23 protein-coding genes and 1 pseudogene are annotated in these 26,118 nt (G+C 39.2%); 18 read left to right on the forward strand and 6 right to left on the reverse strand.

Annotated elements, in window-relative coordinates; genetic code table 11:
* The first annotated feature begins 87 nt into the window (after positions 1-87).
* The 4 genes from AACV33_RS07550 to AACV33_RS07565 all read left to right on the forward strand — a co-directional run bounded on the left by AACV33_RS07550 (position 88) and on the right by AACV33_RS07565 (position 6,774).
* Positions 88-3,495, forward strand: coding sequence for an AraC family transcriptional regulator (locus tag AACV33_RS07550; RefSeq protein ID WP_182700062.1), 3,408 nt, complete (start codon positions 88-90; stop codon positions 3,493-3,495).
* A gap of 534 nt (positions 3,496-4,029) precedes the next feature.
* Positions 4,030-4,257: a FeoA family protein gene (locus tag AACV33_RS07555; protein ID WP_012550767.1), complete on the forward strand. Its 228-nt coding sequence runs from the start codon at positions 4,030-4,032 to the stop codon at positions 4,255-4,257.
* Between the two features lies 1 nt (position 4,258).
* Positions 4,259-6,535, forward strand: coding sequence for a Fe(2+) transporter permease subunit FeoB (gene feoB / locus AACV33_RS07560; RefSeq protein WP_182700063.1), 2,277 nt, complete (start codon positions 4,259-4,261; stop codon positions 6,533-6,535).
* On the forward strand, positions 6,532-6,774 hold the full coding sequence (locus AACV33_RS07565; RefSeq protein WP_017022085.1) for a FeoC-like transcriptional regulator: 243 nt from the start codon (positions 6,532-6,534) through the stop codon (positions 6,772-6,774). The genes feoB and AACV33_RS07565 overlap by 4 nt, the downstream gene beginning before the upstream one ends.
* A 189-nt stretch (positions 6,775-6,963) precedes the next feature.
* On the opposite strand, the gene pta is transcribed toward AACV33_RS07565, so the two are convergent.
* Positions 6,964-9,135, reverse strand: coding sequence for a phosphate acetyltransferase (gene pta, locus AACV33_RS07570; RefSeq protein WP_012550644.1), 2,172 nt, complete (start codon positions 9,133-9,135; stop codon positions 6,964-6,966).
* 99 nt (positions 9,136-9,234) lie between these two features.
* Positions 9,235-10,431: an acetate kinase gene (locus AACV33_RS07575; protein WP_012550643.1), complete on the reverse strand. Its 1,197-nt coding sequence runs from the start codon at positions 10,429-10,431 to the stop codon at positions 9,235-9,237.
* A gap of 315 nt (positions 10,432-10,746) precedes the next feature.
* On the opposite strand from AACV33_RS07575, the gene yfbV reads away from it, so the two are divergent.
* Positions 10,747-11,196: a terminus macrodomain insulation protein YfbV gene (yfbV, locus tag AACV33_RS07580; RefSeq protein ID WP_182700064.1), complete on the forward strand. Its 450-nt coding sequence runs from the start codon at positions 10,747-10,749 to the stop codon at positions 11,194-11,196.
* Between the two features lie 79 nt (positions 11,197-11,275).
* Here yfbV and argS read toward each other — a convergent pair whose 3' ends face one another.
* The gene (argS, locus tag AACV33_RS07585; RefSeq protein WP_017022084.1) at positions 11,276-13,009 is read right to left on the reverse strand and encodes an arginine--tRNA ligase; all 1,734 of its coding nucleotides are present in this window, start codon (positions 13,007-13,009) and stop codon (positions 11,276-11,278) included.
* A gap of 184 nt (positions 13,010-13,193) precedes the next feature.
* Between argS and AACV33_RS07590 the strand changes: the two genes are divergently transcribed.
* Positions 13,194-13,790: a VOC family protein gene (locus AACV33_RS07590; RefSeq protein ID WP_182700065.1), complete on the forward strand. Its 597-nt coding sequence runs from the start codon at positions 13,194-13,196 to the stop codon at positions 13,788-13,790.
* 85 nt (positions 13,791-13,875) lie between these two features.
* On the opposite strand, the gene AACV33_RS07595 is transcribed toward AACV33_RS07590, so the two are convergent.
* The 3 genes from AACV33_RS07595 to AACV33_RS07605 all read right to left on the reverse strand — a co-directional run bounded on the left by AACV33_RS07595 (position 13,876) and on the right by AACV33_RS07605 (position 16,945).
* Positions 13,876-15,117: a tryptophan 7-halogenase gene (locus tag AACV33_RS07595; protein ID WP_182700066.1), complete on the reverse strand. Its 1,242-nt coding sequence runs from the start codon at positions 15,115-15,117 to the stop codon at positions 13,876-13,878.
* Between the two features lie 80 nt (positions 15,118-15,197).
* Positions 15,198-16,277: a methyltransferase gene (locus AACV33_RS07600; RefSeq protein ID WP_220488638.1), complete on the reverse strand. Its 1,080-nt coding sequence runs from the start codon at positions 16,275-16,277 to the stop codon at positions 15,198-15,200.
* A gap of 92 nt (positions 16,278-16,369) precedes the next feature.
* Positions 16,370-16,945: a hypothetical protein gene (locus AACV33_RS07605; RefSeq protein WP_017022080.1), complete on the reverse strand. Its 576-nt coding sequence runs from the start codon at positions 16,943-16,945 to the stop codon at positions 16,370-16,372.
* 130 nt (positions 16,946-17,075) lie between these two features.
* Here AACV33_RS07605 and AACV33_RS07610 point away from each other — a divergent pair, with 130 nt between their 5' ends.
* The 12 genes and pseudogenes from AACV33_RS07610 to AACV33_RS07665 form a co-directional block, all read left to right on the forward strand.
* Positions 17,076-17,807 (forward strand): beta-ketoacyl synthase chain length factor, encoded by a 732-nt coding sequence (locus AACV33_RS07610; protein ID WP_017022079.1) that lies wholly within the window; start codon positions 17,076-17,078, stop codon positions 17,805-17,807.
* Position 17,808: 1 nt separating this feature from the next.
* A complete protein-coding gene (locus AACV33_RS07615) occupies positions 17,809-18,606 on the forward strand; it encodes a lysophospholipid acyltransferase family protein (RefSeq protein WP_017022078.1) in 798 nt (265 codons plus the stop codon).
* Between the two features lie 7 nt (positions 18,607-18,613).
* Positions 18,614-18,871, forward strand: coding sequence for a phosphopantetheine-binding protein (locus AACV33_RS07620; protein WP_012550634.1), 258 nt, complete (start codon positions 18,614-18,616; stop codon positions 18,869-18,871).
* Positions 18,872-18,879: 8 nt separating this feature from the next.
* Positions 18,880-19,131, forward strand: a complete 252-nt coding sequence (locus tag AACV33_RS07625) for an acyl carrier protein (RefSeq protein WP_012550633.1) — start codon at positions 18,880-18,882, stop codon at positions 19,129-19,131.
* Complete coding sequence (locus AACV33_RS07630; RefSeq protein ID WP_017022077.1) at positions 19,131-19,691, forward strand: hypothetical protein; 561 nt, start codon at positions 19,131-19,133, stop codon at positions 19,689-19,691. The genes AACV33_RS07625 and AACV33_RS07630 overlap by 1 nt, the downstream gene beginning before the upstream one ends.
* The gene (locus AACV33_RS07635) at positions 19,688-21,061 is read left to right on the forward strand and encodes an AMP-binding protein (RefSeq protein ID WP_255458552.1); all 1,374 of its coding nucleotides are present in this window, start codon (positions 19,688-19,690) and stop codon (positions 21,059-21,061) included. The genes AACV33_RS07630 and AACV33_RS07635 overlap by 4 nt, the downstream gene beginning before the upstream one ends.
* Before the next feature lie 11 nt (positions 21,062-21,072).
* A complete protein-coding gene (locus AACV33_RS07640; protein ID WP_012550630.1) occupies positions 21,073-21,447 on the forward strand; it encodes an ApeI family dehydratase in 375 nt (124 codons plus the stop codon).
* Between the two features lie 2 nt (positions 21,448-21,449).
* Complete coding sequence (locus AACV33_RS07645; protein ID WP_182700068.1) at positions 21,450-23,141, forward strand: glycosyltransferase family 2 protein; 1,692 nt, start codon at positions 21,450-21,452, stop codon at positions 23,139-23,141.
* Positions 23,131-24,666 (forward strand): HAL/PAL/TAL family ammonia-lyase, encoded by a 1,536-nt coding sequence (locus AACV33_RS07650; RefSeq protein WP_023603826.1) that lies wholly within the window; start codon positions 23,131-23,133, stop codon positions 24,664-24,666. Before AACV33_RS07645 ends, AACV33_RS07650 begins: the two co-directional genes overlap by 11 nt.
* Positions 24,666-25,124 carry an acyl-CoA thioesterase gene (locus AACV33_RS07655; protein ID WP_017022074.1) on the forward strand — a complete coding sequence of 153 codons (459 nt, stop codon included), beginning with the start codon at positions 24,666-24,668 and terminating at the stop codon, positions 25,122-25,124. The genes AACV33_RS07650 and AACV33_RS07655 overlap by 1 nt, the downstream gene beginning before the upstream one ends.
* 4 nt (positions 25,125-25,128) lie before the next feature.
* Complete coding sequence (locus tag AACV33_RS07660) at positions 25,129-25,737, forward strand: LolA family protein (RefSeq protein WP_339379720.1); 609 nt, start codon at positions 25,129-25,131, stop codon at positions 25,735-25,737.
* A 19-nt stretch (positions 25,738-25,756) separates the two neighbouring features.
* Positions 25,757-26,118, forward strand: a pseudogene (locus AACV33_RS07665) (MMPL family transporter); the annotation flags it as partial.

Here is a 26,118-nt window from a genome sequence, read left to right on the forward strand (position 1 = left end):
AATACAGAATCACGGCTTTTATTGATAAGTGTAGAGAGTTTTTTTATTATGTAAGTCTTTCATTGATCAATATATCAAGGCGAGTAGATGTCTTTCATTAAAATACTTTTTACAAGTGTTTGCCTTCTTTTCTCTGCTTCAAGCTTTTCCCTTTCAGAAAATTTTATTTTTTACCCTATGCCTATCCATGCAGATGGACAATACATTACGGCGCAACAACTTTTTCTTCGAGAAGATGGAGCGTTGTGGATGTATGATGTTTATGGTCAACTGCATTTGTTTGACGGTAAAAATATTTTTACGTTAGGTAAAAAATCTCAAACTGAATTACCAAGAAAAATCACCTTATTTGATGGGCGTTTTTGGTATATCAAAGACAATGTAATTAAATCATGGTCTCATAAAGAGGGGTTTAAGGACGAGCAGCCTTTACCTGCCTCAAAAAAAGTGAGCATGCTTAATAGTGCCAATGGGATGCTGTGGGGAAACGATGACGAGTACTTCTTTGTTTATAATCCGTTAACCGAATCGTTCTCGTCTTCAATGATAAATGAATCAAATACAAGCGTTATTCTGGATCAAATCACGATCACTGGTGCTATCAATGTTAATGGGCGTTGGTTAGTTTCTACCTCTGAAGGGATTTTTGAATTTGATACGACAACAGAAAGTTTTGCCCCTTTATATTTAGGGCAATATATAGATACGATTTTTTATTCGAAGGTGACAAATCAAATCATTCTAGGGACACATGACAGCATTTGGATGATGGAGTTAACAAAAAATAACCTATTGATTAAACAAAAGTTACCGATAAACGCGTCATTTATTTCTTTTGCAGAGACGGATGGGCTTTTTTGGTTTGGGACTGATGATGGGCTATATCAATGGAATATAAAAAACAAAAAATACCACAAATTTAATTCAGTCCTTAGAGATGATTACTCTCTTGAAGGAAATAAAATTTATGCATTACTTGCTGATAAAAATAATGGATTATGGATCGCGACAGATAATGGCGTCAGTTATTACTCGGATAGTAGTCGATTATTTACACGCATTCGTTATAAAGAAGCCAATGGCAGTTTAGACGTTAATGAAATTAATTCGGTCTTACAAACACCAGATGAGTTGGCATGGTTAGGCTCATCTACTGGTTTGTTTTTGGTTGATTCAAATAATATAAAGAAAAGCTTACGAAAAATAATAGCAAAGCCAATTAATGATCTTTCTTATGATTCTGACTCAATATGGGCAGCAACGTCTTTTGGCGTGGAGAGAATTGATCGGTATAACCAGAAAAGAACGACTCCGGATGCATTAAAATCGTTATCGACACAAAACATCGAACATATCTTTATTGATTCAACCCAAACGTTATGGTTTTCAAGCAAAAAGGGGCTGTATAAATACAATGTAGCAGAAAATAAATTGGTGCCTTTAGGTTTTTATTGGGCAATTCAACAGAAATACTCCACTCAAATTACACACATTTATGAGAACAAAGATGGACGAGTTTCCATTGGCACAAATGTTGGTTTGTATCAATATTCTAATGGAGCATTAACGTTTGATTATGCTTATAGCCATACAGGCAGCATTTTAGATATGGCTGATACTGAATATGGTAATTCATGGATAGTAAGTAACTACGGCCTACAATTGACCCTGCTTAATGGGGTTCGTAAAGACATCAAACTTCCTGCTGAATATATAACCCCTCATTGTGTACTGCCAAGTAGCAAAGGTGTATGGCTATCTTCTAGTAAAGGGCTTTCTTTATACACCCATCAAGGCCGATTAATGAAACATTTCGGTAGCCAAAGAGGGTTAATTAATAATGAATTATTACCTAACCTTTGTTCTATTTCTCCTGCGGGTAAAATGCTTTTCGCAAGCAAAGATGGTGTGATCTTTGTTAATGAGCAAGATCTTATTGAGTATCAAATAACGAAGCCGAAGGTGGTCTTTGGCAAAGTAAAAGTGGGGGATCGTATTGTTAGTTATGGCGAGGATAATAAATTAACAAAACAAGTCCCTTATGGTTCTAGTATCTCTTTCTTATTTGGTATTTTACCGGAATTTCAGAATAAATATTTATCGTTTCAATTGATTGGTTCTAATGATGAATCGTGGTTAGATTTTGAAGGTAATTTGTTGATTTTTGATTCATTAAATCCAGGTAAGTACACACTACGGATCAGACCTAAGAATGATGGGCAAAGAAGCAGTAATGTCACAGAGTTTATTTTCTATATTGAAGTACCATGGTTTTTTGCTCCTTGGTTTGTTTTTTTACTTTTTGTCAGCTTGGTTAGTATTGTCATTACTATATATTACTGGCGCTCTAAAGAAATTAAGAGAAGTAATGAAAATTTAAGAAAAAGCGTGGGAGTAAAAACGAAGCAATTGAGTAATCAAGGGAAGGTATTAACATCAAGTAATCGCCAGTTGCAAAAGTTACTTACTGTGCGACAACATGTTATTGCTGAGATGGCAGAGCAAGCGCAACAACCGATTAAAGACATTCAAGTAAACCTATACAAAAAGGGATCGTTAACTAACTTGTCATTGGCTAATCAATGTGAGTATAGCTTACAGCTTCTACAGCAATTAACTCAATTAGAGTCGTTTGCCGATTTGCAAAAAAATAGAAGAATGAATCAAGTACTACAGCCGTTACTTACTGCCGCTATTAAGAGTTGGAAAGATGAGTTTCACTCTAAAGGAGTGGAGTTAATATTATGTGATGATTCTAAGGGGTGTTCTATTTTTGTTGAGCCTCTTTTTATCGATACGATTTTTAATAATATGCTATTTAATTTATTAAAAAGAAGTGATTTTGGACAACAAGTAGAAATTGTTTTATTTCATGATAATGGAGAGATCCACGTGCAATTCTTAAGCTCAGGAGAGGTCATCAATGACAACGAACTCGATGAGCTAAAACGAATTGATCTTTCTCAACACCTTCAAATCATGAGTCAAGTAGCGTTAGGATTATCATCTGTAAAATTGCTTACCATACAAAATGGTGGGCATTTTGTATTAGTTAAAAATGAAGCCGGTAATGGTGAAATAAAATTATCTTGGCCTGTGGCTGTTGATGCGCTAGTAGAAAGACCAGAGAAATTTAATTATAAGATTGATAATGATAAAGATGATAATCAACAACAATGGTTAATTGATGTGTATCGTTTAGTTGAACAGTCTTACGGTGATCCTACTTTTGGTACAAGTGCGGCAGCTAAATTGCTATACACCTCTGAACGCAATCTACAGAGAAAGTTTAAACAAATAACGCAGCGTTCATTCATGGAGTATGTAACAGAAATCAGATTAGAAAAAGCGTGTGAAATGTTAATTTCAGGAAATAAAGTGGCTAATGCAGCGTTTGAATCCGGATTTAATGATCCTTCTTATTTTAGTAAGCGCTTTAAGCGTCATTATGGTTTATCACCGACACAGTTTGTTTCTGAGAATGAAATTTTATAGCGATGGGATTTTATATTGTAGATATAAGGTAAGGGACTTAATAAGGAAAGAAAAAAAAGATCGTGGCGTCGCCGGGGGGACGACGCCACGGGTACCAAAGGCACCTTCGCTTGCTGCCGAGGAAGCAAGATTTCTCCTGTTTCCTCTTATAGAATAAAATTAAGAGGTCTCCCTCTCGATGGAATAACTATAATCCCACCGTCTTTTTTTACATATCAAAATAACGCCAATCGATAGGGATAAATACGACAAATCGATATTTTTAATTTAAGTTGTTGTTTTTAAATAACTATATTCACATGTCGCATTTGTCCTATATTTGTGTCATTTTTGACGTCAATTCTATGCATATTTAAATTAACGTTATTGACGTTTTTTTGAAGCAGTATCACAATCTTATTTTCGATTAAAAATCGTTATTTATAGGATTTTTGTCAATTTACTGAAAAAAATTGATTTAGCGCAAGATAAAAGTAACAGTTAGTTATAAAATGAAACGAAATAATAATGATTCTCACTATCGTGGAGCTTTGAATGAATTTAGCGCAATTAGAAAGCGGTAAAAAAGCCGTTGTAACAGACATGTCTTTATTACCAACGGATACAAGAAAGAAATTAATGGTAATGGGAATGCTGCCACATACTGAAATTTCTATATTGCGTAAGGCTCCAATGGGTGACCCGTTACAGATCAGTGTAAGAGGTACTTCTCTTGCCATTCGTAAAAATCTAGCAGAACAGATTACAGTTAAGGAATTATAAAATGCAGTATCAGGTATTAACTGTAGGAAATCCAAACAGCGGTAAAACAACCTTATTTAATGGATTAACAGGCGCAAAGCAACAAGTTGGTAATTGGGCTGGTGTTACGGTCGAGAAGAAAACAGGTAAATATATCTGTTCTGGCGATGAATTTTTATTAACGGATTTACCGGGTATCTACGCACTGGATAGTGGTAATGATGTAAACAGTCTTGATGAAACAATTGCCTCACGCGCCGTGCTTACTCATGATGCCGACGTTATTATTAATGTGGTTGATGCGTCGTGCTTAGAGCGCAGTTTATACATGACATTGCAGTTACGTGAATTGGGTCGACCAATGATTGTTGTGCTAAACAAGATGGATGTACTAAAGCGTCAACGACAAGTATTAGATATCAAGGGATTAGAAAAAACGCTAGGTTGCCCAGTTTTAGCTCTTTCTGCGAATAATAATGGTCAAGTACATAAGTTTAAAGAAAAACTGCATAAGTCCATTGCCCAAGGCATTAAAATGGCACCGCTTGAATTGTCGTATGGTGATAGAGTTGAAGCGGCAATAAAAGAAGCGTCTCATTTATTCTCAAGTAAATACGCATCAAGTCGTTCTTTAGCGATCAGAGCATTAGAGAATGATGCGTTAGTGTTAAATACATTAGAAGCTGATAAACGAAATGCGATTGCTAACATTGCGAATGTCTTAACGACCGAAGTTGAAGCGGATTTCCATATTGCAGATTGTCGATATACTTTTCTACATCAGCTATGCCAAAAGTTACGTCGTCAAGAAGGTGGACTGAGCCACAGTGTTAGTGAAAAAATAGACACCGTGATATTAAATAAATGGGTAGGTATCCCATTTTTCTTTTTCGTTATGTATCTCATGTTTATGTTTTCTATCAATATAGGCAGCGCATTTATCGATTTCTTTGATATTGGCGTTGGCGCATTGCTAGTTGATGGCGGACACTATTTATTAGATGGACACTTACCGGTTTGGTTAGTCACATTAATTGCAAATGGTGTTGGTGGTGGTATTCAAACTGTTGCAACATTTATTCCTGTTATCGGTTGTTTATACCTATTTTTATCTTTGCTTGAAAGCTCAGGCTACATGGCTCGTGCTGCTTTTGTTCTTGATAAAGTAATGCAAAAAATTGGTTTACCTGGTAAAGCGTTTGTTCCTTTAGTGCTTGGTTTTGGTTGTAACGTTCCTGCCATTATGGCAACTCGAACGTTAGAGCAGGAGCGTGAACGTAAACTAGCGGCTTCAATGGCGCCATTTATGTCATGTGGTGCACGCTTGCCTGTTTATGCGTTGTTTGCTGCGGCATTCTTTCCAGAAAATGGACAAAATGTTGTGTTTGGTTTGTACTTTTTAGGTATTTTAGCCGCTGTATTTACCGGTTTACTGCTAAAACATACTATCTATCCAGGTCGTAGTGATACGTTCATTATGGAAATTCCTGATTATGAATTTCCAACGGTACGTAACATCATGATTAAAACATGGCAGAAGTTGAAGCGCTTTGTTCTTGGTGCTGGTAAAACTATTGTTGTAGTAGTGACTATTTTAAGCTTCTTTAACTCATTGGGTATGGATGGTTCATTTGGTAACGAAGACAGTGAAAACTCTGTGTTATCAAAAGCAGCTCAAATTGTGACTCCAGTATTAGCGCCAATTGGTATTCAAGAAGACAACTGGCCTGCAACCGTCGGTATTATCACGGGTATTTTTGCTAAAGAAGCGGTTGTGGGTACATTAAACAGCTTATATGCTGATCCTGCAGGAGATGACGCTGAATTTAATCTTATGGCGAGCCTTGAAGAAGCCGTAATGTCGATCCCTGAGAACTTAACGGGTCTTAGTTATTCAGATCCATTAGGGGTTGAAGTAGGAGATTTAACGGACAGTGCGGCAGTCGCGGCAGACCAAGGTGTAGAACGCTCTATCTTTGGTAACTTACAAACGTATTTTGTAACGAGTGCAAGTGCAATGGCGTATTTAATCTTTATCTTGTTATATACACCATGCGTTGCTGCAATGGGGGCTTACATGCGTGAATTTGGTCGTCAATATTCTTATTTTATCGCTGGTTGGACGATGTTGTTGGCTTATGTGTCTTCGACATTATTTTACCAAATTGCAAATTTCTCTAATGCTCCAATGACAAGCAGTATGTGGATTGCGATTTCACTAGCTGCAATGGCTGTGACTTATTTAGCGTTGAAGAGAAAGAGTCGAGTGGTTGAAAACCAAGAGGCGGCATTAGTATGATACTCACTGAGCTTAAGCAATATATTGATGAAGAGGGTCGGGTAGAAAGACTGACCTTAGCGAAAAAGTTCAGTATGAGTGAAGATGGTGTTGATGCAATGCTTGAGCTATGGGTAAAAAAAGGAAAGTTAACCCGTGAATTAATCGGTTGCGATAAAACACAATGCTGTCAAGACGCTGAACGTGTTTGGTATCGGCCAGTTTATAAAGATGAGTTAATGACCACTTACATACGATAGTCGCTTAATTAACATTAGCGTGATAAATAAAAACGAGAGCCAATTGGCTCTCGTTTTTTATGGGCGAAAGGGAAAGAGGGACGAGAATTTAGGGACTCGTCCCTGTTTTAAGAACAAAAAAAGACACGCAATTTTCATCGCGTGTCTTTCTATTTTCGTTAACTAAGCCTTAATTACTAAGGTGTAAAATTAGTTAATTACTTTTTCAGCTTTCTCTGCTTCTTCAGCTTGAGACGCTTGGATAGCCGTTAGTGCTACTGTGTAAACGATATCGTCTACTAGAGCGCCACGAGACAAGTCATTTACAGGCTTGCGCATACCTTGAAGCATTGGACCGATAGATACTAGGTCAGCAGAACGTTGAACCGCTTTGTACGTTGTATTACCAGTGTTTAGGTCAGGGAATACAAATACAGTTGCTTTACCAGCAACAGGAGAATTAGGCGCTTTAGAAGCGGCTACATTTTCCATGATAGCTGCATCGTACTGAAGAGGACCATCGATGATCAGATCAGGACGTTTTGCTTGAGCAAGTTTGGTTGCTTCACGTACTTTATCAACGTCTGCACCCTTACCAGATTCACCAGTAGAGTAAGAGATCATTGCAACGCGAGGGTCGATACCAAATGCCGCTGCAGAGTCAGCAGATTGGATAGCGATTTCAGCAAGTTGCTCAGCGGTTGGATCAGGATTGATCGCACAGTCACCGTATACAAGTACTTGATCAGGCAGAAGCATGAAGAAGATAGAAGATACGATAGAAGCATCAGGGGCTGTTTTGATGATTTGGAATGGAGGAACAATCGTGTTTGCTGTGGTATGAACCGCACCAGAAACAAGACCGTCAACTTCACCCGCTTCAAGCATCATAGTACCAAGGAATACCGAATCTTTTAGTTTCTCACGAGCCACAACTTCAGTCATGCCTTTCGCGCCACGTAACTCAACTAAACGAGCAACGTACTTTTCACGTACAGATTCAGAATCGATGATCTCAACGCCTGCGCCAAGTTCAACACCTTGTTGTGCTGCAACACGACGGATCTCTTCAGGATTACCAAGAAGAACACAAGTCGCGATACCACGCTCAGAACAGATAGCCGCGGCTTTAACTGTACGAGGTTCATCACCTTCAGGAAGGACGATACGCTTAGCCGCTTTACGAGCAAATTCAGTTAACTGGTAACGGAACGCTGGTGGGCTCAGACGACGGATGCCTTCAGTACCTTCAGATAGTGAATCAATCCAAGGGCCATCAATGTGGCTAGCAACGTGTTCGTTAACAAACTCAATACGCTCTTTATCATCTGCAGGAACTTCAAGGCTGAAGCTTTGTAGATTTAGAGAAGTCTGCCAAGTGTTACCTTGAGCCGTGAAGATTGGAAGACCAGCATCTAGTGCAGGCTTACAAAGATCAGCGATTGATTGTGGAATTTCGTAACCACCAGTTAGTAAGATAGCACCGATTTCAACGCCGTTCATTGCAGCAAGACATGCAGCAACGATAACGTCAGGACGGTCGGCAGAAGTTACTAATAGAGAACCTGGTTTGAAGTGCTCAATCATGTGCGGTAGAGAACGTGCACAGAAAGTGATGCTCTTAATGCGACGAGTCGCGATTTCACCTTCGTTGATGATTTCAGCATTAAGGTGCTTAGCCATATCGATAGCACGCGTAGCGATTAGATCGATTTTCCAAGGCACACAACCAAGAACACGAATAGGACTAGAGTTGAAGATTTGCATTACTTCAAGATTAGTCTTAGTCGTTGCATCTGCATCATCAAAGATTTCAGATAGGTCTGGGCGAGTACGACCGGCTTCATCAACAGGCGCATTAAGCTTGTTGATGATAACACCAGCGATTTGTTTGTTTTTAGTGCCGCCGAAGTTAGAACATGCTACTTCGATACGCTCTTTAAGTTGAGAAGGGTTGTCTGTACCAGGAGTCGCTACAAATACAATCTCAGCGCCCAGAGTTTTTGCAATTTCACCATTTAATTGGTTAGCAAATGGGTGCTTACGAGTAGGAACAAGACCTTCGATAAGAGTCACATCAGTATCTTCACTGATAGACTTATAACGAGCAACGATTTCTTCTAAAAGAACATCAGTTTGATCGTTACGTAGAAGTTCTTCTGCACGAGAAACTGTTGTAGGTTCTGCTGCTTTAATATCGCTGCTGCTAGTCACAATTGACGTAGTTAGATCAGGTTGATCACCACCGTGACGAGGTTGAGAGATAGGTTTGTAAAAAGAAACGCTTACGCCTTTACGTTCCATAGAACGTAAAACACCCAAACTTGCGCTAGTTAGACCAACACCAGCACTGATTGGAACAAGCATAATAGTACGAGACATGGAAGATTCCTCTAAACTATTGGGGCAAGAGACTTTATTTAAAGAATAAAGCCATAGAAAGAAAAAAGGCTAACCTAGTGGCTAGCCTTTTAGGAGAGATTATAGACCAGTTAGTTTAGCTGTGTCTTCTGCGATTACTAGCTCTTCGTTAGTAGAGATAACCATAGCAGGAACGCGGCTGTTTGCTGTAGTGATAGTACCTTCACCACCAAAACGTGCTTTAAGGTTTGCTTCGTTATCAACTTCGATACCGAAAATACCTAAACGGTTAAGAACCATTTCACGGATTGGAGCAGAGTTTTCACCGATGCCGCCAGTGAAAGTGATTGCGTCTAGACGACCTTCTAGAGTTGCTGTGTAGCCTGCAACGTATTTAGCTAGACGGTGACAGAATACATCCATCGCACGAGTTGCTTCTTCTTTTTCACCGTAGTTGTCTTCAACAAAACGACAGTCAGAAGTCACTTGAGTTAGACCTTGTAGGCCAGACTCTTTAGTTAGCATCGTGTTGATTTGTTCAACAGAGTAACCTAGTGCGTCATGTAGGTGGAAAATGATCGCAGGATCGATATCACCACAACGAGTACCCATTACTAGACCTTCAAGAGGAGTAAGACCCATCGAAGTATCTACAGATTGACCGTTCTTGATTGCACATACAGATGCGCCGTTACCTAGGTGACAGTTGATGATGTTTACTTCTTCAACTGGCTTGTTTAATAGGCCAGCAACTTCACGAGTGATGAACAGGTGAGAAGTACCGTGCATACCGTAACGACGAATACCGTGATCTGTGTATAGGTTGTATGGTAGAGCGTATAGGTAAGACTCTTCAGGCATTGTTTGGTGGAATGCAGTATCAAACACAGCAACGTTTTGAAGTTCAGGGAAGTTGTGTTTAGCCGCTTCGATACCAATGATGTGAGCAGGGTTATGAAGAGGTGCAAAAGTTGCAGCGTCTTGAATACCTTTAAGCACTTCGTCAGTGATAAGAGCAGATGAAGTGAATTGCTCACCACCGTGTACGATACGGTGACCGATTGCGCCTAGGTTAGCTTTAAGCTCTGGCTTAGAAGCAAGAATAGATTCAACCATAAACGATAGAGCTTCTTCGTGAGCAGCACCTTCACCTAGTTGAGCTTCGTGCTTGCCATCAAGTTTCCACTTAATACGCGCTTCAGGAAGACCAAGACACTCAGCAAGACCAGTTAAGTGCTCTGCACCAGATTCTGCGTCAATAACCGCAAATTTAAGAGAAGAACTACCGCAGTTTAAAACTAAAACCAGCTTAGACATGTATAAATACCTATTTATTCATCAGTAATTAAGCTATATCGCAACGATATAGCATGACAAATGTAGTGAGTTAACGAAAAATCCCACATTTGTACAAAAAAATTAGCTATCCTTAGAAAGAGCATTACAGCAGTCCTTGCCGATTTATCCTTTTTTAGCTTATAGTAGAACTATAGCAAAAGATAAATCAGTGCATAGGATAACGATTGTGCGCTAAGATAACAAAAATATTTTAAGATAATATTAATTCTAATCAAGTTTATTCTGTATTTTTTTGAATGATTAAACTTTTGTTTAGTTATCGGAGGGGGCAAAATGAGTGATAACGGCTTTTTATTCCGATTTAAAGATGGTCAGACGTATATGGATACGTGGCCTGAACGTAAAGAGTTAGCACCGATGTTCCCTGAACAGCGAGTGATTAAGGCAACTAAATTTGCTGTTAAAGTGATGCCAGCAGTCGCTGTGATCAGCGTATTGACTCAAATGGTGTTTAATAATTCAGCGGCGTTACCACAATCCATCATTATTGCACTCTTTGCTATTAGTATGCCTTTGCAAGGATTTTGGTGGTTAGGTAATCGAGCGAATACTAAATTGCCACCAACATTAGTAAATTGGTACAGAGAGCTTTATCAAAAAATTATCGAATCCGGGGCGGCATTAGAGCCACTTAAACAGAGACCTCGATATAAAGATCTTGCGAATATTTTGAATAAAGCGTTTAAACAACTAGATAAAACAGCATTAGAACGTTGGTTTTAATACTTTATTACAATAAATCTAGAAATAAAAAAAAGGAGCTAATTAGCTCCTTTTTTTGATCTTATGGTTTAGATAAAGATTACATACGCTCTAGCGTTTCAATACCTAATAGATCTAGACCTTGTTTGATTGTCTTAGCCGTTAATGCCGCTAACTTCAGGCGGCTTTGCTTAACTGTTTCATCTTCGTTGTTAAGGATAGGGCACGCTTCGTAGAAGCTAGAGAACTGGCCAGCAAGTTCAAATAAGTATGCGCACATTAAGTGAGGTTGACCTTCACTTGCTACTGCTTGTACTGCTTCTTCAAACTGCATTAATTTAGTAATTAATGCTTTCTCTTTCTCATCAGTGATCTTAACTTCGCCAGCTAGATTATCCATCGATAGGTCTGCTTTGCTGAAGATAGATGCTACACGAGTGTAAGCATATTGCATATAAGGGGCAGTATTACCTTCAAAGGCAAGCATGTTGTCCCAATCAAAGATGTAATCGGTTGTACGGTGCTTAGAAAGATCTGAGTACTTCACGGCAGCCATTGCGACGGTCGTTGCAATTTTTGCTTTTTCTTCAGTTGATAGATCTTTGTTTTTCTCTTCGATCAGTGCAATTGCGCGTTGCTCTGCTTCATCAAGAAGATCAGCAAGACGAACGGTACCACCTGCACGAGTTTTAAATGGGCGACCATCTTTACCTAGCATCATGCCAAACGCATGGTGCTCTAAAGAAACACTCTCAGGAACATAACCCGCTTTACGAACGATAGTCCACGCTTGCATCAGATGTTGATGCTGACGTGAATCGATGAAGTAAAGTACGCGATCTGCGTTCAGTTCTTCGAAACGGTATTTAGCACAAGCAATATCTGTTGTTGTGTAAAGGAAACCACCATCACGTTTTTGAACGATAACACCCATTGGGTCGCCATCTTTGTTCTTGTATTCGTCAAGGTAAACAACTTGAGCGCCATCACTTTCTACTGCTAGGCCTTTTTCTTGAAGATCCGCAACAATAGGTGCAAGCATGCTGTTATACATACTTTCGCCCATCACGTTATCACGAGTTAATGATACATTTAGACGGTCATAATTACGTTGGTTTTGAACCATTGTAACGTCGACTAATTTTTTCCACATGTCTGCACAGAAAGCGTCGCCACCTTGAAGTTTAACAACGTAACCACGGGCTGTTACGGCAAACTCTTCATCTTCGTCGTACAGTTTTTTAGATTCACGGTAGAAACCTTCAAGATCAGACAGTTCCATAGAAACTTCGCCTTTCTCTTTTTGGATGCGCTCAAGGTTTGCGATAAGCATACCAAATTGAGTACCCCAGTCACCGATGTGGTTAGCACGAGTCACGTTGTGGCCTAAAAACTCAAGAGTACGAACAACAGCATCACCAATGATGGTTGAACGAAGGTGACCTACGTGCATTTCTTTAGCAACGTTTGGTGCTGAGTAATCGGCTACGATATTTTGTTTGGTTTCTAGTGCTACGCCTAGACGTTCGTCAGCTAAAGCAGCTTCTGCTTGCTTAGCTAGAAATTCTTCAGACAAGAAAATGTTAATGAAGCCAGGGCCTGCAATTTCAGTTTTGCTAGCGATGCCATCAAGATCTAAAACATCCAGTACTTTCTGAGCAAATTCTCGCGGGTTTGTACCTAGTCGCTTAGCTACGCCCATTACGCCGTTAGCTTGGTAGTCACCAAATTGAGCTTTTGCAGATTGACGAACGGCGGCAGGGCTGCCCGCTGGCGCGCCGGCTGCTTCTAACGCTTGAGAAACTTTGTCGTTAATAAGTGATTGAATATTCAAAGAGTTATCCTTCATATCGCTGTTAAACAGGAATGCTGTTGCATGGAAAGCAAAATAGTCGCTAATAATAGCAATAAAATAGGGGATATTTAATAGTTTCTGCTATTTTTTCTTAAGAGTCTAAACATCAAGTAAAGAGGTTGCTACAATTCGGTTTCTCTTCTTCAATCGTTAGGTTGCCCTCATGTCATCACTATTATTAAAAGAACAACAATTAGAGCCTCAGCAGTTAATTTGTGTGTTACCTGCTTTTATGGATAAAATTCAAGTCTTGTTGAATGTACTGGGTTTGGATTTAACCGAATATCAAGCGGATCATATTGCTTTGCGAATTAATGATCGCGGCGTTGCTCAAGCAGCGCATCAAATGTGGCTGCAACAGGCAACAGAATGGTCAAATAACGAGATTAATGGTCGTCCAATTATCGCTTTAGGTTTTAATCAACCTTTAGAGAGTCGTGGATGGTCTATTGAATGTTTAGAATTACCTTATCCTGGAGAGAAAACTTACCCTCAACAAGGGTGGGAGCATATTGAATGGGTAATACCGTGTGAGGTTAATTCTCAAGAAGAATTTCTGACTTACTTATTTTCTATATTTCCTATACTTAAAGAAAAGTGGTCAGAATTGGCGTCTTTAGGTGTAAAAGTAAAGCAGAGTTGTCCATCTGGTGAAGCAGAACGAATTGCAAATTATACCGTGGCTTTTAAGTATCAAGGAGTGTGTATTAAATTGCATCCACACAGTTTAAAAGCGGTTATCGAGAGTGAACAAGTCTAATCATTACTTATTAAATCAAAATAAAAAAGGCAGTCTATTTTTAGACTGCCTTTTTGTTTCCAGGACTTTTAAGCTTGTGTTGAGGTTATTTAGTTACAGGTTTACATAGTTCAGCAATAACTTTCAAACGACGTTCTGGTTCTGCGACAAACGGGTTTTCTTCATCCCATGCATAGCCTGCTAAAATGGCACAGATCATTTGTTTAATCTTAGGGTTTGGATCGTCATGAAAAATAACGTCCTGAAATGATCCTTCATACCATCCTTCCACATAGCAACGGAATGTATTTACGCCCTTCATTAGTTTGTCTGAATAATCAACTTGCCAATCAACCTCTTCTTGGTTGAATTGCTTAATTAATAAATCAGCGGCTAACTCTGCCGATTTCATCGCGATGGTTACGCCAGAAGAGAACACTGGGTCAAGAAACTCGCCAGCGTTACCTAATAAAGCAAAATTACGATCAAATAGCTTAGAGACATTCGCCGAGTAACCCATAATTTGACCGGATGGATTTGGGTATTCAGCCGCAGCCAGTAGCTGTTTAAGATTACTGTCTTCAGTTGCTAATTTTTTTAATGCTTCAATATTATCTTCAGGATATAGGTCGAAGAACTCAGGTTCACCAACGACACCAAAAGAGCAGGTTCCATTACTGAATGGAATTAACCAATACCACACCTGCGTATTGGTTGGATGTACAGAGATAAGGATTTTATTTCTGTCATAGTTAACATCAGTAATATTGTCATTAATGTGAGTGAAAATAGCTTTTCGTGGTGGAAGACAAGAAGGTTCTTCAAGATCTAGTAGTTTTGGTAATACACGTCCAAATCCACTTGCATCTAAGACAAAATCGGCTTCAACTTGATAAGGGTTACCATCAGCATCTAAAACAGAAAGTAGCGCTTTAGGTTGAGAAATATCAACATCGGTAATTTCGTGTTGGTAACGAATTTCAACCCCTTGCTCTTGGGCGCTATCAGCTAAAACTTTATCAAAATTACCACGTTGAACTTGAAAGGTTGTTCCAGCACCGTCTGAAAATTTGTCCGTAAAATCAAAGGAAGTAAACGTGCCGTTAAAATGAAATGCTGCGCCATTTTTGTATTGAAAAGAGGCATTTTTTACTGCATCAAGCATGCCTGCTTTTTTGATTGATTCCATGCAAGCAGGAAGTAAACTCTCGCCAATAGAAAAACGAGGAAAAGTGGATTTTTCTAGTACGATACAATCGATATTGTGCTTTTTAAGCAACGCAGCAGCAATAGACCCTGATGGGCCTGCACCAATAATGGCAACGTGGGTTGATTGTGGTGTAGACACAGAAATTCCTCATTCATGCAGGTGTATTACCACCTGCCATTGTTTTATTTTTTAATAGGGATGTTGCTATGGTTTAAGCGTTATTTGGCTTTAAGTTCAAGTAGAGTATGACCTAATCCAATATTATTCGTTTGTTCCGCAACAATGAATCCAGCTTCGCTAATGATCTCTAAGAAATCACCGCAACGATAAAAACGACTGTTTCCGTTTGCTAAACAAGTAAAGTATAGCGATGTTGCATTTAAACTGTATGACGCAGCATCGTACTTTTGAGCATCCCAAAACAGCTCAAGAATATAGACTTTAGCATCGATGGACATAGCGGCACGAACACGCTTAAGAATGCTTAATATTTCCATTGGAGAGAAGCAATCTAGAAATTGGCTCATCCACCAGACATCAGCACCTTGAGGTAATGGCAGTGTTTTATCTAACATATTAGTAGGATGGCCGTTAATACGATCGGCAAAGCCTTGCTGTTCTGCGTTTTTTAACGCCATTTCAATTTGCTGTGGTAAATCGATAATCGTAACGTTAACGTCAGAATCGTATTTACAACACTCTAAAGCCCATTTCCCTGTATTGCCGCCAATATCAAACAAACGTTGAGGTTTTTGGCTCAATACTTTTTCTAATAATATTGGGAATGAACGGTCAGAATAGAAGTGATCAAACTTAAACCAGCTTTCTTTTGCTTTCTCTGGTAAACGAGACAATCCTTCATAGATTGTAGGCCAATCACCAAGCTCTTTTAAGCCTGCTGGCGTTCCTTCTTTTATTGATTCCGTTAAATGCATCATCGCGGCATAGCATACATCTGCCGTGAAATCTAAATTGGCGTTTGTCATGCCATCATGCAATAAAAAGTGACCTAAATTGGCTTGAATATAATTAGGTTCATTCCACGTGACAATATGAGCACTTAACGCCATATCCAATAGTACTTTGACACCATATTCAGAGATACCAGTGTTTTCTGACAATTGTTGTGCGTTTAATCCTAGGTTTCCTGCCTTGTCTAATGCGGCAAGAATACCTAAATCTCTCAATGTACGAGCAGTATGAAAAACGATAGGAGCAAAAGAGAGTTTTTGAGCTTCAGTTTTTGCTTCTAAGGCATTAAAAGGGTCATTAGTATATTGGGTCACAAAATTGGCCATATTATTAGAAAGTAAATGGATCATATCAGCTGTATCGGTGTAAACCTTGTTCAAAAGCAAGAAATGACAGATATGAATTAGGTATCAATAGATTAGTCGATAATTTTTGAAACGACATTATCTTTAAATTGAACTTTAAACGTATTAAATCGGCTTTTCCAATATAACCATTCGTTGCCGTCTAAACTCGGTGTTCTGTGCTTTGGTGGGAAGCCGATCGCATATTCTACCGCTTCTTTTGTCATGCCTTCTTTAACAATACCGTCTTTGATACCTTGTTGGTCTAAAGTGCTTAATGCATTTACTTTTGAGGTATTACATTCAGTACCAAAATAATGGCTTAAGTATGCTGTGAAGTCAGGGGAGGATTTGTGTTTATCTAAGGTATATTGTTGGTCGGATGATTTGACTTTGAAGGTCAATCGCTTGCTATTTAGGCTAATGATATCGACTTGAGAGCAAAGTGGAATTAAGCCATCTTGTTGGTAATTAACAGAATAAAGTTTAAGGCGATTTGAATCAGGGTGTAGATTGACTAATGTATAAACTGGTTTTGTCGTGTGAGATAAATCTTCACCTGTTGTTTTGTCAGTTAGTGGGATAACGCTAGCACAACTACTTAATAATAATGCACTTATTGTCAGTAATATTGATTTCTTAAATGACATATATAACCCTTATTTATGCATCTATTTATATGTTTACCGTATGCTTTGCCGCTTTTGTATTTGCGCCAAGTCACTGAATTCATATATCCTATACGACTATAGTTACAAATTGTAATGTTTTTACTATTAGATGGGCATCATGGCATACGCAAATTTTAATATAATCGACTGGCACGCAATTTCGACTGGATTAGAAAATCGAAGTGATTGGCTTCTATGGTCAGAAAGTGATTTTACTTGGCCAGAAGACGGTAAAATACCGGTTGATAAAATTCCTGCGATGGCTCGACGTCGAATGAGTTCATTGAGTAAATTAGCGGTTCAAACTGCCTTAACGCTCTCTGAACATAATTCGATAGATTATTTGGTTTTTGCAAGCCGTCATGGTGAATTAACCAGAACCACGACATTACTTGAAGATATTTTAAAAGGAGAAGATGCTTCTCCAATGGCGTTCTCTCAATCGGTTCATAATACGGCCTCTGGTTTATTTACGATTAGTGCCAAAAAACCAATTCCGGTGACCTCTATTGCCGCCGGAGAAAATACCTTTCACTCAGCATTAGTTGAAGCCGCAGCCTATCTTTATGAAAATCCAGACCATAATGTATTAGTGGTGGATTTTGATGAACCGACGTCTTCCCATTATAAAGAATTTGAAACGGACACTTATCAAGGCTACGCATTAGGGTTGATATTAAGCAGTGGACAAGATATTTCGATTGCATGGAACAATAAACCATCAATCAGTTCTTCATCCTTGCCTCATGGGTTGCAATGTATTGCTAACTTAGTAGGATCAAAGGATAAGTGGAATGTTGACAGTAAATCAACTCAATGGACATGGACGCGTATTAAGTAGAATGACAGTACTCTCACGAATAGATAAATATTGGCGAATTATAGCGACGGGAATTTGTTTTTCGTTGTTTGGTATTGGTGCTCTTTGTTTAACTTTTGTGATATTTCCGACACTGACGTTTACGGCTAAAAACGCCAAACAACGTGAAATACGTGTGCAGTTGATCATTCAACGTAGCTTTCTTCTTTTTTGTAAAACAATGCATTATAGCCGAGCCATTAAATACCAATTTGATGGCGCTGAATTGTTACGAGAAGACCATAATTGTTTAATTGTCGCAAATCATCCTAGCTTAATTGATTATGTTTTAATTGCTTCACAATTACCGCAGTGTGACTGTATTGTTAAGGCGGCTTTATGGCATAATCCCTTTATACGTGGGATTGTGAGGGCCGCTGGCTACATTCCAAATCGTGAACCCGAAGTGTTTTTAGATGATTGTTCAGAAAAACTCAATTCAGGAAATATTTTACTTGTCTTTCCTGAAGGGACAAGAACAACGCCTGGCGTTCAATCAAAATTACAGCGAGGTGCTGCTCAAATAGCAGTACGCAGTGAAAGTGATGTTCGAATTGTACATATTAGTGTGGCACCAAGCTTTTTGACGAAAGAAGCAAAATGGTATGAAGTCCCTGATGTGCGTCCATTCTTTCATGTCCAAGTAAAAGAGAAGGTCACGATCGCCTCTTTTATTGAAGAAGCTGATTCATTGCCATCAGCCGCTCGAAATTTTAATCGATTTTTAGATACAGCTTTGTATCCAATAAATGAATTTAACTCATCAAACGAAAAAAAGTAGGTCATTGATGGAAGCATTACACAACGAACTTAAATTATTAATCATTGAAGCATTAAATCTAGAAGATATTTCAGTGGATGATATTGAAACAGAAGCCCCTTTGTTTGGCGATGGCTTAGGTCTAGATTCAATTGATGCGTTAGAATTGGGGTTAGCTATTAAGAAAAAATACAACTTAGTGTTAGATGCTGATGATACCAATACACGTGAACATTTTGCATCAGTGGCTAATTTAGCGGCTTACATTACTGAAAATAAGGCGTAGAAACTAAAATGACTGATGTGAATAAAGAACAAGTATTAGAGCAAGTGACGTCTGCGCTGGTTGAGTTATTTGAAATTGATGCCGCTGACATTACGTTGGATGCTAAATTATATACCGATCTGGACTTAGACAGCATTGATGCGGTTGATTTGGTTGTCCACTTGCAAAAAGTGACAGGCAAAAAGATTAAACCAGAAGAATTTAAAGAAGTTCGTACTGTCGAAGACGTTGTTAATTCAGTCGCTGCACTTTTAAAATAATGCGTTGGCTGACGGTATTGTCAGCCATTGCACTGCTTGCCTATCCGCTAGCGGTTTACTACGGTCTTCACTTTGGTGGAATTACGACAGTAGCAGGCGTGCTAGCGGTGTTGTTTTTAGTGCGAATGGTTGGTGGAAAACAAGTTCCGATTAAAGAGCTAAAATACATAGCGATGATCAGTGGAGCGGCAGGGATAATACTTGCGGGTTTAGGCTGGATATTTCGATCTGAAGGGTGGTTTACTTTTTATCCTGTGATCGTCAATGTCGTCATGTTTTGTGTCTTCTTTTGGACTTTATTTCAACCTCAAAGCATGATTGAACGTTTTGCTCGTCTTCAAGAGCCTGAGCTACCACAAAGCGGTATTGAATACACAAGAACAGTGACGAAAATTTGGTGTGTATTTTTTGTTATTAACGGCTCTATTTCTCTCACAACTTGTTTTTTAGAGATGAAAGTATGGATGCTGTATAACGGTTTTATTAGTTATTTGCTTATTGGAACATTATTTGTGAGTGAGTGGTTAGTTCGCCAATGGATAAAGAGAAAAGAAGCATGACCTACACATCACTTTCCCATCTGACATTACAATCTAATGCCTTTCATTCCGTGTGTTTTGATGAGCAACATAACGTTACTGGTTATGAAAAATTTCAACAAGACGTTCAAATTTTCAGTGCGTATTTAAGCGATAAACCTCAGAAAAAATGGGCGCTGTGTTTTGAAAATAGCTATGCTTTTTCTGTGGCGTTTATGGCATTGGCTCATGCGGGTAAGCATCTTATTTTACCGGGAAATCATCAGCCCGCGGCCTTGGCTGAATTGGCTCAACATTTTGATGCGTTATTGCATGATGACATTATTGAAACGATGCCTTGTGAGATCCATATTAACTACAATGCTGTAGATTTATCGATTCAACATACAGAAATACTATCGCCTCTTTCTTTGTGTGATATACCGTTAACGCTGTTTACATCGGGCTCAACCGATACCCCTAAACCCATTAATAAGACCCTGCAATTATTGGATAATGAAATACAACAATTAGAATTGTTGTGGGGTGAAAAAGTCAAAGACTCGGAATGTTATAGCACCGTTTCTCATCAACATATTTATGGCTTATTGTTCCGAGTTCTGTGGCCATTGTGTTCAGGACGCGCGTTTAGCCAAACAAATTTCATTTATCCTGAGCAAATTTTATCTCATCACTCATCACAGCCAAAGACCTTGGTTTGTAGTCCCGCTTTATTAAAACGTCTTATTGACCATGAAGGCTATAATGAGTATCAGGTGGTATTTTCTTCGGGTGGCCCATTAGCGATCGAAGGCGCGGATCAAAGTGAGGCTAAATTATCATCACGACCATTTGAAGTGTATGGCAGTACAGAAACGGGTGGGGTGGGTTATCGCCAGCAAACCGAACCCAGTTCATTGTGGACGTTTTTTCCGTCTCATCAAGCGCGCTTGAATATTGAGCATTGTTTGGAATTACTGTCTCCATTCATTGATGACATACTATGGTACCCAACGAGCGATTACTGCGATTTGCTTGAAAATGGTCAATTTATATTGAAAGGCCGAGTTGATCGAGTCATTAAAATTGAAGAAAAGCGTCTTTCATTAACGGAAGTTGAAAAACGTTTAACACAGTTAATGTGGATAGATGACGCCGCCGTTATTCCGATGGAAGAAGAAAAACGCACTGTTTTAGGTGCTGTTATTGTGCTTTCTGACGCTGGGAACGAATTAATGCAACAGGGGTCAAAAGGGAAGTTTTGGCTCAAATTACGCTCTGAACTGAGAGAATGGTTAGAACCAGTAGGGATCCCTAGACGATTCAGAGCGGTAGATGAAGTTCCATTAAATAGCCAAGGTAAACGCCAAATGCGTGATTTACAGCAGCTGTTTAATGACATTAATGATTAAAAGAAGTACTCATGACAAAACGTAAGCCGACAATTCTGTCCACCGAAGTCGTCATTCAAGATGATGCGCATTCAAGTGTCGTTATTACGATGAAAATAGACGCCGATATTTTGGATTTTACTGGGCACTTCCCTGGTCATCCCTTATTACCAGGGGTGACTCAGGTTGATTGGGCCGTTTATTATGGTCAAGTGTATTTGAACGCGAATTCCGTGTTTAAAGGGATGGAAGTACTCAAGTTTCAAGAACCAATTTTACCAAATACAGAAGTAATATTGGATTTAAAGTGGGTGAAAGAAACAGAAAAACTGTATTTTTCATTTACATCACATCAGAGTGATAGCATTCATAAACATTCTTCTGGCCGAATTCTATTAGGGCAATAAAAATGACTACTTTCCGTCCTTGTTTTTTAATTCCGTGCTACAACCATGGTGAAACTGTTCCAAAGGTTGTTGATGCATTGAGTTCATTCAATTATCCAATTTTAATTGTTGATGATGGTAGTGAAAACGAAACAAAGAAAATTTTAATGAAAGTAGCAGAAGACAATGCTTCTGTAACCTTGATTACGTTAAGTAAAAATCAAGGGAAAGGCGGAGCCGTTATCGCGGGTATTGAAGCCGCTTATCAACAAAGCTTCAGTCATACCATTCAAATTGATGCCGATGGTCAGCATGACTTAGCCGCATTACCTCAATTGATTAAAGAATCCCAGCTGCATCCAACGGCATTGATTTCAGGGCAACCTGTTTATGATGAGTCCGTTCCTAAATCTCGTTTATATGGCCGTTATGTCACTCATGTTTGGGTATGGATAGAAACACTGTCTTTCTCTATTAAAGACAGCATGTGTGGCTTTCGCTCGTATCCAGTAGGTCCAACCATTAATGTTCTCGAACGAACGGTTATCGGTCGTCGCATGGATTTTGATACTGAGATCATGGTGCGAATGTACTGGAATGATACCGATATCCGTTTCATTAATACTCGTGTTATTTACCCTGAAAATGGGATCTCTCACTTTGATGCGCTGTGGGATAACGTAAACATTAGCTGGATGCATACCAAACTGTTTTTTGGCATGTTGCCACGTATCCCTTCATTACTAAAACGTAAACCGGTTCAAAGCGACCATTGGTCTGCTCATGCAGAACGTGGCACCATTCTCGGAATGCAGTTGCTGTTGTGGGTTTATTCTACTTTTGGGCGAAGTGTTTTCTCATTATTGCTAAAACCGGTTATGGCGTATTACTACTTGCGTGGCGGTCCTGTAAAACAAGCATCTGATGATTATATTCAGCAAGTTGAAGCGTATGCAAGAGTGAAAGGGATCGTGTTACCTGAAAAATTATCTCCTTATCGTCATCTTATTTCCTTTGGTGAGACGATGTTAGATAAGCTTGCGGCGTGGCGCGGAGACTTTTCAGATAAAAATTTAACGGTTCATGGGGTAGAGCATTACGAAGAATTATTTAACAGAGAAAAAGGCATTGTCATGCTTGGATCTCATTTAGGTAATCTAGAATTATGTCGTGCACTCAGTCGTCGACACAAGGATCTTAAAATTAATGCGTTGGTTTTCACTGAACATGCTGAACGTTTTAATGCCGTAATGAAAGCCGTTAACCCTCAATCTGAAGTCAACGTGATTCAAGTAGGTAAAATGGGGCCAGACACCGCTATTTTACTGCAACAAAAAATTGATGCCGGTGAATGGATAGTGATTGTGGGTGACAGAACGTCGGTCACAAAAGAAGATCGTGTCATTTGGGCTGATTTCTTAGGCAAACCAGCCCCCTTTCCTCAAGGGCCATTTATGTTGGCCTCAATTTTAAAACAACCCGTTTATTTAATGTTTGGACTACGTGATGATACACAAAAAGAACCTCGTTTTGATGTGTATTTTGAACCGTTTTCAGAACAAATTATATTACCTCGTGGACAGCGAGAAGAGGCTTTACAAAAAGTCGTGCAAAACTATGCTCAACGCTTAGAGCATTTCACACTGAAAGCACCATCACAATGGTATAACTTTTTTAATTTTTGGCAGTTAACTGGAAAGAAAGATGACAACTAATTCAATTACATTTGGTAAAGGACGTCTGACGATTGAAGACGTTGTTGAGATCGCAAATGGTGCAGATGCACAACTTAATAATTCCGATGCATTCACTGCCAAAATTGATCGTGGTGTAGAATTTTTAGAACGTCTTTTACGAGAAGAAGGCGTTATTTATGGTGTAACAACAGGGTATGGGGATTCTTGTACTGTTGCTATTCCAATGGATTTAGTGGATGAACTGCCACTGCATTTAACTCGTTTTCATGGTTGTGGCTTGGGCGAGAACCTTGACGAACAACAGTCACGTGCAGTATTAGCGACACGTTTGTGTTCATTATCTCAGGGTGTATCCGGCGTAACTCACGATTTATTAAACCAAATTGTGACGCTAATTAATCACGGCATTTCACCTCGTATTCCTCAAGAAGGATCGGTAGGTGCAAGCGGTGACTTAACGCCATTATCTTATCTTGCAGCTACTTTAATCGGTGAACGTGAAGTTATTTATAAAGGCGAAATCCGTCCAACGGCAGACGTGTTTAAAGCGTTGAATATTAAACCAATTAAGCTAAAGCCAAAAGAAGGTTTAGCATTAATGAATGGTACGTCAGTAATGACAGCACTTGCTTGTTTAGCTTACAAACGTGCTGAATATTTAGCGCAAATGGCGACTAAAATTACCGCCATGGTGTCTGTGGGTATGCAAGGTAATGACTTCCATTTTGATGAAGCGTTATTTGCGGTTAAACCGCATCCAGGTCAGCAACAAATTGCGGCATGGTTACGTTCTGATTTGCATAATGAAACACCACCAAGAAACAGTGATCGTCTGCAAGATCGCTATTCACTGCGTTGTGCTCCTCATGTTATTGGTGTACTTCAAGATAGCCTGCCTTTCTTACGTCAAATGATTGAGAATGAGTTAAACAGTGCCAATGATAATCCAATTATCGATGGTGATAATGAACGCGTTCTGCATGGTGGACACTTTTACGGCGGTCATATCGCAATGGCGATGGACATGCTAAAAACAGCGGTTGCGAATATTGCTGATCTACTGGATCGCCAAATGGCGCAGCTAATGGACTATAAGTTCAATAACGGCTTACCATTTAACTTAACGGGTGCAACAGGAGCGCGTAAACCGATTAACCACGGGTTTAAAGCCGTACAAATCGGCATTTCAGCGTGGACAGCAGAAGCGCTTAAGGGCACGATGCCTGCGAGTGTATTCTCACGTTCAACTGAATGTCATAACCAAGATAAAGTAAGTATGGGCACCATTGCATCACGCGATTGTTTACGTGTTCTACAGCTGACAGAACAAGTGACTTCAGCGTCATTACTTGCTGCAACTCAAGCATTAGTCTTACGTGAAAGACAAGGTGAATTGAGTGATAAAGAACTGAGCGTTGAGTTAAAAACCATGCGTGATGCGGTATTGTCTGAGTTTGAATTTGTGAATGAAGATCGACCGTTAGAGCATGACTTACGTAATTTTATCGAAAAAATTCAACAACAACATTGGACACTTTATTAATGTCAAACCCTGTGATTAACACGGATGGATCATCAACGTTGAACGTATTGAGTTCAGAGGTGTTGATCACAACGGCTTTTCAAGATGCAGACCCGATGGGCATAATTTACCATGGAAACTATTTTCGATTTTTTGAGACGGCACGTCATGAACTGTTGAAAAAAATTGGTTATAGCTACAATGATATGGTTGAGTCTGGTTATGTCTGGCCAATCATTGATGTCGGTGTTCGTTATGTAAAATCAATTCGTTATGATCATACCATTCGAGTTGTTGCCACATTAACGGAATGGGAAAATCGAATGCGTGTGAATTATGTTATTTACGATGCCGAATCAGGGGTGCGTATGACAAAAGGACACACGATGCAGGTAGCCGTCAGTATTGAAAGCGATGAGATGTGTTTTGTTTCACCTCATGTATTTACCGATAAAGTAGAGGCTTACCATAATGGGTAACAGAGTGAATAGAAAAACAGCTTGGATAGCGGCATTGTTTTTATTATTTAGTGTGAATAGCTTTGCATTTAGTGTCGATGATTTACAACAACAATTATCTCAATCAACACTGGTTCGTGGTGAGTTTAGTCAAGTCAGAACCATGCAGATGTTTAACCACCCTTTAAGTACGTCAGGCACTTTTTTGTTAGAACGTGATAAAGGGTTACTTTGGCAACAAAACACACCATTTCCAATTTATTTAACGCTAACAAAGAATAAGTTACGCCAATCGATTAATGGGGAATCTCAGGTTATGAATGATTCTGAAAACCCAATGGCGTTTTATTTTACTCGTTTATTTCTGTCCTTATTCAAAGGCGACACTAAAGCGATTCAAGAAAATTTCACCATGACATTAACAGGCTCAAAAGAAGGGTGGATTTTATTGTTAACCCCGAAATCTGCACCGATTAACAGTGTGTTTGAAACGATTAAAATTGAAGGCGGTTTGTATTTGAATCGTGTTGTTTTAAGAGAAGTCCGTGGTGACGTCACTGAGATGATATTTTCAAACCAATCATCAACACCTAGTGTATTAACAGAAGAAGAGTTACGTGCCTTTACTTTCTAATTGTATGAAATCGACCTTAATGAAACCACGACAACTTGCTGTCGGTTGGTTATTGGTATTGAGTGTGATTACAGGGTTGTTTGGTTATCAATGGTACTCAAAAGGTGCCTTTCCTATTGAAACTAATATCCTGGCGCTTCTGCCTGATAATCAACAAGATAAGGTGGCTCAGCAGGCTTTTGATAGCATTGCTGACACCATGAGCGACAAAGTGGTGTTTGTTGTTAACCAAACCAAGAATAATGATAAACAACTGTTTGACGCAGTGGATCAGTTTTCTCATCAACTTTCAGACTTACCTTTGTTTGATTCTATTACGGCTACCATCAGTGAAAATCAACAACAAGCGTGGGGGAAATATTACTTTCCTGCTCGTGCTCA

Source organism: Aliivibrio sp. SR45-2 (genome assembly GCF_963890165.1).
GTDB lineage: Bacteria > Pseudomonadota > Gammaproteobacteria > Enterobacterales > Vibrionaceae > Aliivibrio > Aliivibrio salmonicida.